The 13,886-nt window shown below is 67.0% G+C and carries 6 protein-coding genes and 1 tRNA gene; 5 read left to right on the top strand and 2 right to left on the bottom strand.

Going from position 1 to position 13,886, the window contains the following annotated elements:
* The first annotated feature begins 65 nt into the window (after positions 1-65).
* From OV207_RS08330 to OV207_RS08320, 3 genes are read left to right on the top strand one after another with little or no spacing between them, the layout of a single operon-like run.
* Positions 66-5,555, top strand: coding sequence for a CHAT domain-containing protein (locus OV207_RS08330; RefSeq protein ID WP_267554029.1), 5,490 nt, complete (start codon positions 66-68; stop codon positions 5,553-5,555).
* Between the two features lie 2 nt (positions 5,556-5,557).
* Positions 5,558-6,577 (top strand): hypothetical protein, encoded by a 1,020-nt coding sequence (locus OV207_RS08325; protein ID WP_267554027.1) that lies wholly within the window; start codon positions 5,558-5,560, stop codon positions 6,575-6,577.
* Positions 6,574-7,188 (top strand): hypothetical protein, encoded by a 615-nt coding sequence (locus OV207_RS08320; protein ID WP_267554025.1) that lies wholly within the window; start codon positions 6,574-6,576, stop codon positions 7,186-7,188. Before OV207_RS08325 ends, OV207_RS08320 begins: the two co-directional genes overlap by 4 nt.
* 145 nt (positions 7,189-7,333) lie before the next feature.
* Here OV207_RS08320 and OV207_RS08315 read toward each other — a convergent pair.
* Positions 7,334-7,419 (bottom strand) — tRNA-Leu (locus OV207_RS08315).
* Positions 7,420-7,549: 130 nt separating this feature from the next.
* Complete coding sequence (locus OV207_RS08310) at positions 7,550-10,639, bottom strand: hypothetical protein (RefSeq protein WP_267554023.1); 3,090 nt, start codon at positions 10,637-10,639, stop codon at positions 7,550-7,552.
* Positions 10,640-10,675: 36 nt separating this feature from the next.
* On the opposite strand from OV207_RS08310, the gene OV207_RS08305 reads away from it, so the two are divergent.
* Together OV207_RS08305 and OV207_RS08300 are read left to right on the top strand one after the other, a co-directional pair.
* Positions 10,676-11,986 (top strand): glycosyltransferase, encoded by a 1,311-nt coding sequence (locus OV207_RS08305; RefSeq protein ID WP_267554021.1) that lies wholly within the window; start codon positions 10,676-10,678, stop codon positions 11,984-11,986.
* Positions 11,987-12,079: 93 nt separating this feature from the next.
* Positions 12,080-13,705, top strand: a complete 1,626-nt coding sequence (locus OV207_RS08300; protein ID WP_267554018.1) for a cyclic peptide export ABC transporter — start codon at positions 12,080-12,082, stop codon at positions 13,703-13,705.
* Positions 13,706-13,886: the final 181 nt, after the last annotated feature.

The raw sequence follows: 13,886 nt of genomic DNA, 5'->3' as shown, positions 1-13,886 counted from the left end.
TCTGCTTGAACCAGGTCCGGGGAAACCGCTGTGCGCCACCGGCTATCAGGGGCAGGAGGACGGATATGGGAAACCTGACGCACTTGGAGATGAGGCTGGTTGAACTGGACTTGTCCTATCAGGCGGAGATGAAGTCCACGCCCGCAGGCAGAGAAGCCAACGAGTTGCTGCGTGAAGCGCAGGAACTGGAACACCAAGCTCGGCTCGATGAAGCGCTCGCCCTGCGCCAGCAGGCCGTGACGCTCTTCTCGGATGACGATGACAGCGCTGCAGCATCCTCGGCCCGGCATGACCTGGCCCACTCGCTCATCCCGAACCCGAGGCACGGGCTGTTCAAGGGGCAGTTGCTGGCGGACCAGCAGGCCTGCATCTCCGCCATGGAACTGTTGCGACAAGCCCTGCGCGCACCTGTCCGTCAGCGGGTTCCCATGCGGCGTGCCCAGAGCGAGAACTCCCTGGCCGTATGCCTGCGGATGCTGGCCGGTCTGGTGACGGAACCAAAGAGAGAGGAGCTCCTCCAAGAAGTCGAGCAGCTCTACCGCAGCGTCATCCCTCTATCGGAGAAGTGTGGAAGATTGGGCTTCCGGCTGGTGGCGGAGGCGCACCTCAACTACGGGAACCTCCTGCTTGAGCGAGAAGCAGAAGCCCAGGCGCTCCAGCAGTACGATTGGGCCATCGGCGCGGCTCATCGTGCGCAGCGGGATGGGTATGGATCAATGCGGCATGTCCTGGCACGCGCGCGCATCTCCGCAGCGGGGATTCTCGTACGCCGGGGCCGCAAGAAAGACCTGACGAAGGCCGAGCAGTACGCGAAAGAGGCCTTGAAGGAACCTGAGCTGGGCCGCGAGGACCAAGCACTCTTGGTGCTGGCCGAGATCGAGCTGGCAGGCGAGGCACCAGACTGCAATGAGCGCGTGAGGAAGTTCCTCTCCAAGGTGCGTTCGACCCGGCTGGCCGATGACCGACTACGCATCGTCTACATCCAGCTCTTGCGCCGCACGGGGGCCGTGGACGACGCGCTGGCCGTCCTCAAGGAGTGGATCGACAACTCCATCCACTTGCGTGCTCAGACCATCGCTGACTTCGCGGCGGACACGGCCGCCATGGACTTCCAGTTGGCGGCATCACTCGCGGCCCGCATCCTAGTGGAGGACAAAGCGGATGCCGTGGGGGCCTTCCTCCAGTTGGAGAACACCAGTGGAATGCGCTTCGCCGAGGACTTCAGCGTCTTCCTGTGGAGACCTCGGGAGCCGGTGACGCGAGCGCTGCAATCAAAGATGGAGCACCATAGCGGCCGGGCCTCTGTCCTGGATTCCATGCTCCGCTCCATGGAGACACTGGCACCCGAGAGCCAGCGCGAGCGCTTACGGGAGATACTGGAAGCCTACCGCGTGGCGCCGGATGACGAGGAAGGTGTCCGGGGGATGCCGGACAAGGCGTTCTACGTCGAAACCCTCCGTGCGGCCGTGAATGCGCCGGTTCCCCTGCACCATCTTGAAGGCAACCTGGCGAAGGAGAGGACGCGCTGCATCAAGTTGAAATCCGCGCTCCGCCGCCATGACGCGACCTATGGCGCCCGCTCCCACCCTTTGGAGGAGGACCTGTCACGCGAGAAGCTGGAAGCCCTGCTGCGGGAGCACCCGGAGCAGGTGCTGATGCGCTTGAGCCTTCATCAGGAATTGCTCGTGGTATCCACTTGGATTGAAGGGGAACAGGTCGTGGCGCGCAGCACCAGCATCGCCATTCCCTCAAGGCTGCGCGACCTGCTGAGGGAGGTGGCCCAGGACAAGAAGGAGCTCGACTATACCGAGCTGACCGGACTGCTCGCATCCGTGGACCTGACGGCCGCGCTCCCCACGAGGCGGTACGCACGCGCGGTTCTGCTGCCCTCGCATGCCGCCGCGGCCCTGCCGCTCGCCGCCCTGGGCCCCCAGGGACACAGGTTGATGGACCGCTTCGAGTCCCTCATCTGGTTGCCCAGTCTCCTCCCCCTGCGGTCCTGGCCGGCCGCGATGAAGCCCCGGTCGGGTAACCTCGTCGTCAACCCACTGAACACAACCTTCCACTCCATTGCCCTGCCCCTGCATATGGACGGCGAGCGGCGGCTGGAGGGAAAAGACGCGACGCCTGAGGCCCTGACGCACATGGCTGCCGAGGTGGCGACCGTCTGCATCTACACGCATGGACTGCACGAGCCTGGGGACGAACCCGTTCTGGAACTCCATGACAAGCAGCAACTGTCGGCGTCTCACTTGATGGGAAAGCTTGCCGGTCTTGAGCGAATGGAGATCTGGGCCTGCCAGACGGGAACCAATCGGGCGATAGACCCCTTCACCCCGCCCGTGGACGAGGGATTCGGCCTGGACTTCCTGCTCCTGAGTCGCGGGGTGCGCACCGTCATTGGAACGCTGTGGTCGGTCCCGGACCTGGTTACAGCCTCCATTGTCAGACGCTACCGGCAGCGGCTCTCCGAAGGAACCAATCCCTCCGTGGCATTGCTGGAAGCTCAGCGTTGGTGGCAGGAGGAGGGGCTGGACCTGCTGCTTGAACAGTTGCGCTGCGCCCCCCCAGGCCAAGCGGTGGCGACCTTCGCCGCGAAGCTGGGCGTGGAACTGGCACCTGCCACCCTGGACTCCGCCGCCAGGATGCTGGGGCCTGCGTCCCGCTCCCAGGACGTGGAGAAGGTGCGGGCCGCCTTCTCCTGCCCGGTCTCCTGGGCGGCCCTCCGCTTCGTCGGGGCACCAGAGCGTGGACCGAGGGAACCCTGGGTGGAGGTACCCGAGCGGCTTCTGACGAAGGAGGAGGAGCAGGTGGTCGCGCAGTGCCTGGAGGTCGAGGCGACAGAGACAGCCGAGCCAGAGGACTTCCGCGAGCAGCAGGAATCCTGGCTAACGGCGTACGCCATGCTCAAGCCAGGCGAGAGTCCGTCCGTCGAGCAGGCGCTCCAGATGGCCCGCTTGCTGAGAGATCGCCTCATTGGATCGCACCAGGACAACCTGCTGGTGGCGCTGGCCTGGATCCATGAGGCGCTTGCCACGCCGGAACTGGCTGAATCGGATCGCGTCCGGCTGTCGGTGGAGGCCGCGCACCTGTGGCTCGAGGTCGCCATCTTCGAGCAGTGGTTGCCCCTCCTGCCCCAACGGACGGCGGTGGCTCGGGCCCAGCAGTTCCTGGAGCGCCTTCCTCCGGCGGGAGAACTGGTTGCTGCGGACATTCTGGCCGCGCGGGCCCGGATGCACCTACTGCTTCATGCCTATGACGCAGATGAGCCGCTGCGGTGCGTCCAGCAGGCCTGGGAGCTCATCTCGCCGGCTCTCGAACAGCTCCAGCCCGGTTCTTATGAGGCGCTGCGTGTGGCGACCATCGCTGTGGAACTGCTGCCTCGGGCCGAGGCGGGCCTGGCGCCACAGCGCGAGCGGGCGCTCCAGCGCGTGCGAGTACTCGCGGAGCAGGTCCGACACCCGCAGTGGATGTTTCCCGCGTGGCAGCGGCTGCGCGGCGCACTCGATCGCTTTGAGCCTGATGACGGGAACGCCCAGCGCGCACAGCACCTGTCCACCCCCAGGGAGCTGCAGGAGGCGACCGTCCACGCAGTCGGACGCGAAGCCCAACGCCCCGGCTTCAGCTCCATCGCCACCCTCAAATTGCTCAGCGCAGCCCTGAGTCAGATGGAGTCGGGCCTCTGGGGGTATCCCAGCGACGAGCGCCGGAATCTGGTGCGCACCACAGGGACGCAGGGAGCCGCCTACCGGTCCTTGATGAAATCCTATCTTTCCAATCACATTCGTAACGAGCCGGAGGGTGGCGCGCATCAGCTCGCCTGCCTTCAGTACGCCTGCGACCTGCGCCTCACCTTTCTTGGGCGACTGGCCTGGGTGTCCACGTGGCTGCCAGACCTCCTGGGTTCACGCTTCCGGAAGCTGCAGGAGTTCATCCGCAATCGGCAATCGCTGAGCGCTGCGGTAGCGGATACGGCACTCCTCAAGACATCCCCTGGCGACGACAATCCCTACCACATGGACCCGTATGCACTCCCGGCCAGGGCCATGAGCCCGGGGCTGAAGGATTTCAGGGGCCTGTCGGCCTGGAGCCTGGAGCTGCTCTGCGGCGTCTGGCCTGAGCATGTGAAGCCGGCCCGAACTGCGGCCTTCGAGGCGGTCCGCACGTTGAACATGCTGGAGCACGAGGCGCGGCATCTGTGGAGAGAGGCCCTCGATATGGACGCGCGAATGCGCAAGGAAGCCAGTGGGGATGACCGCGTCAGTCTGGCTCAAATGATGAACCCGGCATTGAAGCTGGAAGACAACGAGGAGTGGCTGGGCAGTCTGGCGGAGGGCTATGGACTGCTCGGACTGGTCCTCGGCCAGCAGGGTGAGCTGTTCATCATTGCCTGGTGGAACTCAGGAGCGGGTCCGACGGGGCGCACCGTCCGACTCTCCTCGACCGCCGTGCAGGACGCCTTGGTCCAGTTGCTTCGGCCCGCCAGGGAAGACGTGTCGCCCCAGAGAGGCAGTTCCTCGCCACGGCGCGAGGCCTGGAGCCGCCTGGAAGCAGCGCTCTCCCCCGCGCTCACGTCCCTTCTGCAGGAGGCACAGAAGAAGCGGAGCCTCCGTTGGTGGGTATTGGCACCCGGGGCCATGCGTGCACTGCCACTGCTGGGCTTGCGTTTGGAAGATGGTGCGCTGCTGGCGGAGAAGGTGCTGCGGCTCTCCCATCTGCCGGCGCTGAGGTTCGGAATGTTGGGGAGCTCGCTCCTCAAGGAGGTAGAGCCCTTCACGGCCTGCGTCGTGTCCCCTGAATCCAGACAGGGGACAACCTGCTTTGGCGAGGCCGCCCAGCAAACGCTCCATGGCGTGTACCCACCCGAGCTGGTCCTTGAGGCCGGGAAGGTCCATGGGCAACAAGGCGACGTGGTGGAGTTGCTGGCGTCACATGCCTCGCGAATCCGAACGCTGCGCCTCTATGGTGTTGGAACACCGGAGTCCATCACCGACACCACAGGGGGCCTCCGGTTGGGCCCTGGACATGCGCTGATGGATCGGAACACGCTCGGCCTGTTCCTGCCACATTGCCGGCTGGTGGAACTCTGGGCCTGCACCTCGGGGGGTACCGACATTGAGCGCGTCGTCCGCGACCACGGGGACAGGCTCCCGGGACTCGTGCAGGGCTTTCTCGCCAGCGGTGCGGTCGCGGTGCTCGACTTGGCCTGGCCTGTGCACGACGTGGTCAAGGCGCTGGTGTGCGAACAGTATGGGTGGCGCAGCCGCCGCACGGGCCATGGTCCCGAGATCCTCGCCGAGTCCATCGAGCACGTCGCCCTGCTGCTGCGCGAACTGCCGGCGCTGCCGGCCTCCACCCCTCGGAGGGAGGTGCTCGCGGCCATTGATGAGATGCGCCGGATTCAAGCCGAGCACGTCCTGGGCAGGTCTCCGGCCCTGGCCCGATTCGAAGCCCATGCGAACTCACCTGCGATGGCGAACCTGTCCGGCACAGAATTGATTGATGAGCTGTGCCAGCCGGTGCACCTGGGAGCCTTCCGCTGGTGGGGAGAGTGAAGATGCAGCCGCGCTACCCGGAGATTGACGACTTGTCCAAGGAAGGACGGGCCCGGCTCGTCATGGCTCACCGCCCCGTGCTCGCAGAGATGCTCCGGCACTCGCTTGAGCTGGTGGCCGAGCCGTATGGCATTGAAACCCTCTTGGACTCCTTCGGCTTTTCGACGGTGGAGGAAGCCGTGGACTGGATCCTGGACGCCTTCATCGAGCGGGAGTTCGACTGGGCGCGGCTCCCGGCGAATTGGAGGCTGTTCACCCGCCCGAGGTTTTGGCTGGCGCAGCGCGCTGGGGTGTTGGGCTTCCGGCGCAAGATGGCGGAGATGGAGGCGCTGCGCAGAAGGGGACAGCAGCTTCCCGAGAATCCACCAGCCCTTTCTGAAGGCGCTGCCGAGGAACCTTCCGTCGAGGACGAACTCGAGCAGCGACGAATGCGGGAGCGCCTCATTGCCACGCTCCGGCAGCTGCGCGACCGCACCTGTGCATCGCTGGTCCTCTGGTGGCTGCGTGCGACGGATGGCCTGCGGGCCGGGTGGTTCGATCCGCCTGTGCCCCCGGTGGGAGCGGAGAACTTATCGAAGAAGTCCCGGAGCCTTTTTGCTCACGATGCGCTCTTCCGATTCCAATGCATCCACCAGCAGCTCATTCAGGAGGCGCCGGCAAGGGATATGGCGCAGCAGCTCGTGCGGGAGTGGCTCTTCCGGCCTTGTGCTGACGTTCCCCCCTACCGCCAAAGCGACGCGGAGCTTGCCCGGGCTTTACCGGAAGGAACCCCAAGGCCCCTACGAACGATCCAGCAACTGCGGCGTGAAGGGGTCGCGGCGTTGATTGATCGACTCATCGAAGCGGCAAGCGTACCGCCAGCAGGGAAGGAGGAGGAGGCGCTGTTCGAGTGGATCCTCCTGAAGCACTCCGTAGCCAGGACGACCTTGACCGTGTTCAAGCTGGATGAGGGGGCCATGCCCCAGCTGACAAAGCGCATTGACAGCATTCCGAAGCACGAACTGGCCTGGAGGAAGTCATGAAGTCCTCTCTGGATGCGGCAACACTGGACGCCATGGTTTCGGGCCAGGACGAGGAGGGGGACATGGAAGCGTGGGATTTGCTCCTCACCTCCTCCGAGGCCGCAGATGCTTGGGGCCAAGCACTGGAACGGCGCCTGCGCATCGACGGTTATTCCCAGGCGCTGATTGCCCATCCCTGGATTGCTCGGTTCCAGGGCACGCTGCGCACACTGGCACGAACGCTGGCAGCCTCTTCCACGGGTGACATTGAAGCCGTGAGGGAGCAGGGATTCCTTCTAGGCGACCTTGGACAGACAGCGGAGGCGCCGACGCGCCTTGCCGCGCCGGCCTGGGGACGGATTGAGACGGTCCTGGTTCCCGTCGGTACCACCGTGGGGCTTCGATGGATGAGGGAGCACGCGGGGACGTTGCACTTCTTCTACAAGACCTCCACGACCGAGGGCGCACTGCCGGAGGGCCTCTGGCGCCTGGAGGCCGGGGAAGCCCCCGTCGTGCTCATGGCCTGTGAGGGAGCCGGAGGAGCCACGGCCTTGGAGGTGGCGCTGGCCTCCTCGAAGCGGGTGACAGGAGTGCTTCTCCTGGAAGATGCCCTTTCCGACGCAGAGGCTTGAAACCAGCCCCGGCGCCCAGCGCGTGGAGCGGCTAGCGCGCTGCACTGAAGCATTTGGGATTGCCCTCGCAGAGCACGAGCAGGGGATCAACCTGGACAGTGGGAGTAGCCCGCCGGAGCAGGCCCCGCCTCCGGCCGGTTAGAAGTGCACGAGCCGGGGATCGAACCCGGACGACCCTTGCGGGTCAGCGGATTTTAAGTCCGCTGCGTCTGCCAGTTCCGCCACTCGTGCAAGCAGGCCATCCCTCTACTGTCCCGCCTTGCCTCCTTCAAGTCCAGAAGGGCACCGTCGGGTCGCTCCTCCCCCAGACGGTCGGAAGGGGCCGGGACCTGTGCAGCGGCATCGCACTCCACCCAGCCCCCTACCGCGGGTCCTTCGTTTCATACACCAGCGCTTCGATCCACGCCGTCTGCCAGTGCTGATGGAAGTGCCTCACCAGGATGTCGTCGCACGTCAGATTGGCTGCCGACACGAGCGCCATGGCCTGCTCGCGCGGCTCCACCTGTCCGGTTCGCGCCACCCGCTGGAGTTCCTCCACCACCCGCTCTGGCTGGAAGCGCAGCGCCAGCACCGAGTGCGGTGGCTCGACTGCGCCCTCCTGCTTCGCGTCCGGCGGGCGCCCCCTCCCCGCCTCCAGTGCCGATTGCGCCGCCTGTGCCAACAGCGTGGCTGGCGGGAACCACACGAACAGTGTCGGCAGCAGGTGTTCGGCCAATTCCTCACAGCCCAGCTCCCTGGCGCCCGCCTGCCTCAACTCCTGATCCGACTTCGTCAGCGCCGACCAGTGCGCCAGTGGAACCTGCCTGCTCGCGAGCGCCACGAATCCGGCCAGCATTGCTCCTGACGTGAGCAGCCCGTGGTGCCCCTGCTCCAGGGCCCGCGCCTCCACGTCGTAGCCGGTGTGCAACAGCTCCGCCTCGCTGTCGTACAACCACCCGAAGTCCATTGCCTCTCGCAGCGCCTGGGCACGCGCTTCCAGAACCACCAGGTGCCCTTCCCCCGTAGCCACTTCGCTCGCGGCGTGCAGCCCGCTCTCCACCACCAGCAGCGCTGCGGCCAGCACGCCGCTCTCCGTCGTGCTGATCCGCCTGCCACCCCGCCCCGTCTGGCTCGCCAGCAGGTGCCCGCGATGGCGCTCCAGCCCCTCGATGACCTCCAGGCTCCTGCCCACCCGGGACACCATCTCATCCAACCCGACGTAGCCCAGGTGGTACGCCCCCAGCGGCGCCACCAACCCCAGCGCCAGGTCCGTCGGAGACAGCTCGCCGGCCCTGGGCTCACCGTCCGGCAGCCCCTCCGGTGCCCGTTGCGCGTACAAGTCCCAGCAGCTCCGCGCCGTGGCTCGAATCTGCTCCACCTGCACCGACACCTCGGAGGAAGGCCGCTCCTGGCGAACGAACCCCAGCGGCATCGGGAGCCACGCGAGCAGCACCGGTGCCGCCCAGGGCAGCGCCCACGGGTTGAACACGGCGAGCAGCCCCCCAATCCCAAGCGACAGCACCAACGCGCCCCAGACCTCCGGGAGCGTGAGCAGGGTGCGAAGGCTGCGGCTCTCCCGGCTGGACTGGGCGTACGTCGTCCAATCCAACATCCGGCTGCGATTGAACGCGAGCCGGTACAGGACGCGGAAGATGGCGTCGAGCGCGACACCGGAGAACAGGAAGACGCAGCCCATCTGGGCCAGGGCACCGACAAGCAGTCGCGGAACCAGGAGCAACACCGAGCGAAGTCCAGACACAAGCGACCCCGAACGCCACGCGCCATGCAACAGGTGTCCCAGCCCACCAAGCAATGCATGGCGGCTGCACCACAGCGTCACCGCGAGCGTCCACACCGGGGCGCTCCGGCTCGGAAGCCAAAGCCAACCACACGCGAGCACACAAAGCGTGGAGGGATAGCGCAGGCTTTCCAGGAGCGCGGACAGCAACCTCCAGCGCTCGAAGAGGGCCAGGGTGTTCGGAGCGCGGCGGCCGTCCTGGGTCGGAACCCACGGCAGGAGCCACGGCAGCAACTGCCAGTCCCCTCGCACCCAGCGGTGCCAGATGCGCGCGGAGACCGAGAAGTCCGTCGGATGGCTCTCGAACAACTGGATGTCGTGAACGAACGCGACGCGCGCGAACATCCCCTCGATCTTGTCGTGACCCAGGACGGCGTTCTCGGGGATGCGTCCCTCCAGGCAGCGCGTGAAGGCAGCCACGTCGTAGATGCCCTTGCCCAGGAAGTCTCCGTTCCCGAAGAGCCGCTGTTGCAGAACCCATGGCGCCTCGCGCTGGGCCCGCTTCTTCTCCCGGATGATGGACAGCGGCCACCCTCCCGTCGCCAACCAGTGGGCCCGCGTCGGCTCCAGGTCCAGCCCTGGCTGGAGCAGCGAATAGCCAGCCACCACCCGCCTGCCGGTCGCGTCGAACCGCGCCCGGTTCAAGGGGTGGTGGAGCGTCGCCACCAGCCGGGCCGCGTCGCCGGGCAGCAGGTGGGCGTCCGCGTCGAGCGTGATGACATAGCGCACCGTGCCCTCAAGCCCGGGCATCGGGCCCCGGAAGCTCGTGTCCCTGGCCCCCAACAGCCAGCGATTGAGCTCGTCCAGCTTGCCCCGCTTGCGCTCCCAGCCCATCCACCGCGCCGCGACCGGGTTCCACCGGCGGTCCCGGTGGAGGACGAAGAAGCGCGGCTGCTCACGGTGGCCGTGCCGCGCGTTGAGTTCCTGGATGCCCCGCTCCAGCCTTTCGAGCAGGTCCTGCTCGCCCGGGAGCTCCGGCTCGGGCGCGTCCTTGAAGTCCGTCAGCAACGCGAAGAACAACTCGGGCTCCACGTTGCCCAGGTAGTTGATCTCCAGCATGCGCAGCTGGGTCTGGATGTCCTCGGCGCTCGTCACCAGCAGCGGCGTGACGAGCAGGGTCCGCGTGTCCGGAGAGAACACCCGCCGTGGCTCCAACCTCGGCAGCGGCGCGACCGGAGCCACCAGACGCGACAACACCCCGTTGAGACATTCCTGGAGGAACTCCAGGAGCAACGGCACCAGGGTGACCTCCAGCAACACGCGATGCGGCACGGGAATCCCTCGCGCCCTGAGCAACCGCTCCACCCCGAGGAGCGCGAGCCCCAGGAGCATGAAGAGGGAGCCCCCATACGCTTGCGTCGCATGCCGCCGCACGAGCCGCGAGGCGCGCTCCGCCCACGGGATGCGACATCCCAGACGCGCCTCCAATGAAGGCCGTCCCTCCGCGACGAGCCAGGCGCCCACGTGCCGCCCGCGCTCGTCATGGGCGTCGTGTTCCAGCGCGAGCTGGAGCGCTTCGTGCGCGACCTCGTGGGGCGCCCTGCGCGACCGGACCGCCAACTCCTGACAGGCGTGCCGGTAGCGTTCGCGGGTGGTCGCGTCCATCGCGGTGAACATGCCCGCGGGATCTCGTTCGAGGATCAAATCGAGCGGATCTTCCAACGGAGCGCGCATTGACTCTCCAAATGCAAGTTGGCATGAGGGTACCCCATGGGACGTTTCTTCCTCACGTCGCGTGGGAGCTGGGGCGACATCAACCCCTTCCTCGGGCTCGGATGCGAGCTCCAGCAACGTGGCCATGAAGTGACTTTGATCTCGAACGAGTTTCATCGCGCCTGCGCGGAGCGACTCGGCTTCGACTTCGTACCGTACGCGACCGTCTCCAAATACATGGAGGAGCAGGAGGCCAACCGCGACCTCGGGAGACCGAAGGCCCCCCCGCAATCCATCTCGCACGCGGAGCGGCTCCACCGCTGGCACTTCCCCGAGCTGCGCGCGACCTACGCGGCGTTGGCGGAGCGGGCCGACCCGCGCGACTCGGTCGTCGTGGCGCGCTCGTGGACGCTGGCCGGGCGGCTGGCCCAGGAGCGGCTCGGGATTCCCCTGGCGACGGTGTACATCAGCCCGCCCGAGTCGACCCGACTGTGGGTCGGGGTCCCTCTCCTGCTCAACCGGCCGCCGCCCTCCCGGTGGATCTACGACAAGCTGTGCGCGCCGAGGATCGATGAGCACTTCGATCAGCTCTATGCCTTCATCAACACCTTCCGCGCGGAGATAGGACTGGGCCCGGTCCAGCACATCCAGAGCAGCTGGTTCGAGTCCCCCCAACTGTCGCTCGGGCTCTGGCCGGACTGGTTCTACCCGCGCATGGCGCACTGGTCGCCGCGAATGCGATTGCCCGGCTTCGTCCTGCACGAGACGCGCGTGGACGATCCGCTGCCTCCCGACGTGGAGTCCTTCCTGGCCGCGGGGGAGCCGCCCGTGGTGTTCGCGGCCGGGACGTTCCGCAGTGGAGGCGCGGAGGCGTACTTCTCGACCAGCATCGAGATCTGCCGGCGACTCGGACGCCGGGGCATCCTCCTGTCCGAGTCCCGCGCGCAGGTGCCCTCCGTCCTGCCCGACTCCATCGCGACGTTCTCCTACGTGCCCATGCACCAGTTGCTGCCCCGCTGCGCCGCGCTCGTGCACCATGGCGGCATCGGCACCGCCGCGCGCGCGCTCCAGGCGGGACTGCCCCAGTTCCTCGTGACGCTGCGCTTCTTCGACCAGCCCATCAACGCCGTGCGGTTGATCAAGCTGGGCGTCGCGGACGCAGTGCATGACGAGGACTACCGCGCCGACACGGTGGCGCCCAGGCTCCAGAAGCTCCTGACCCATCCCCGGGTGCGCAAGGCCTGTGCGGCGCAGGCCCGGCGGATGGCGGGGCCGGACGCGTCCGGAGCCGCCTGTGATGCCCTGGAGGAGCTGCTCGCGGACCGCTCCCGCTCAGGGCCTGTCCCCCTCCAACGGGCGGCGTCCTAGACGGCCGCTCGCTACGGGCCCGCGGATTCTGGCAAGCTCGCCCGCACCGTCTCGTCGGGCTGCCCCGGTGGCCCGAGGCAACGGACCCCCACCATGCTCTCCCTCTTCATGTTGTTGCTCCGCAGGTCGAGTGCCTCGGTCATCGCGATCGCCGTCGTCGGGAGCGTCGCGGGCCTGTGCAACAGCGCCCTGCTCGCGTTGATCAGCGAGGCGCTGGGGGATGGGGCGTCCATCACGACGATGATGATCGCCGCGTACCTGGCCCTGAGCCTGGGCGTGATGGTGAGCAACCTCCTTCCGGAGCTGCTGCTCGCCAGGCTGTCGCGCGCGCTCGCGGCCGACCTGCGGCTGCGGATTGGCCGGCGCATCCTCGCCGCGCCCCTGCGCCGCCTGGAGTCCCTGGGCCATGGCCCCGTGCTCGCCGCGCTCACGCAGGACCTGCAGACGGTGGTCGGCACGGCGTCCGCGCTGCCCTCCATCGTGATCAGCTCCACCATCGTGCTCGGCTGTCTGACGTACATGGCGTGGCTCTCCGTGAAGGGGCTGCTGCTCGTGCTGCCCGCGATGGCCCTGCTCGTCGCCATCTACGCCGTGGCCGCCCGGAAGCTGCACCCGCTCTGGCGCGGGGAGCGCGACGCGCAGGACGACCTGTACCGCCAGCAGCAGCACGTCCTGGAGGGCGTCAAGGAGCTCAAGCTGCATGGGCGCCGCCGGGGGGAGTTCTTCGAGCACGACTTCACACCCGCCGTGGAGGGCGTGCGACGCACGAGCGTGCGGGCCTCGGATGGCGGCGCGGTGCTCGGCAACTTCATGCACTTCTTCACGTGGCTCGTGCTCGGCCTGGCGCTGTTCGGCATGGCCACGCTGACCTCGCACGACACCGCCGCCACGCGCGGCTACGTGATGGCGTTGATGTACATGTGGGGGTCCTTCCGCTCCCTGGTGGAGAACGTCGGGCGCTGGGCCCAGGCAGGGATCGCGCTCGACAAGCTCTCACAGCTCGATGTCTCACTCACCGAGGCGCTGAACGACGACGGCTCCAGCAGCGCACAGCTCGAACCCGTGCTCAGCGAGCGCCACGAGGTGCGCTTCTCCGGCGTGACGTACGCGTTCGGGGCGCAGGACGGACACGCATTCCGGGTGGGGCCGCTCGACCTGGAGCTGCGGCCCGGGGAGCTGGTCTTCGTCGTCGGGGGCAACGGCAGCGGCAAGACGACGTTGGCCAAGCTGTTCACCGGCCTCTATGCGCCCGAGTCCGGACAGCTGCTCTGGAACGGCGTCGCCGTGACGGACCAGAACCGCGAGGCCTATCGCAACACCTTCTCCGCCATCTTCTCCGACTTCCACCTGTTCGAGAATCTGCGCGGGGTGCCCTCCCAGGAGGTCGCGGCCCAGGTGGAGGAGTACCTCCGGCTGTTCTCGCTGGAGAAGAAGCTGCGCATCGTCGACGGGCGCTTCTCCACCACCAGCCTCTCGACGGGCCAGCGCAAGCGGCTCGCGATGCTCGTGGCGCTGCTGGAGGACCGGCCCTTCTACCTGTTCGACGAGTGGGCTGCGGATCAGGACCCCGAGTTCCGGGAGATCTTCTACCGCAAGCTCCTCCCGGAACTGGCGGCGCGCGGCAAGGGCGTCATCGTCATCACCCACGATGATCGCTTCTTCCACCTGGCCCACCGGGTCATCAAGCTCGAGTACGGCAGGCTCGTCGCGGCGGCGTAGGCGGGGAGCCCCTCCCTGCCCCCGGCGCACGGGCCGTTTCAGCCCTGTCGCATCCCCAGTTTTGTTGGATTAAGCTGAATTAAAATGAAAGCCATGCACAGCGACCCGGGGACGACGCAACGCGTCATTCCTGACTCAATGTTCTATTAGCCTGCTTTCAGGGACAAGCCTGAGACTGCTA

This window comes from Corallococcus sp. BB11-1, assembly GCF_026626625.1.
Taxonomy (GTDB): Bacteria; Myxococcota; Myxococcia; order Myxococcales; family Myxococcaceae; genus Corallococcus; species Corallococcus soli.
The sequence above is the reverse complement of the archived record's forward strand: the minus strand, read 5'-3'. Positions and strand labels throughout refer to the sequence as shown.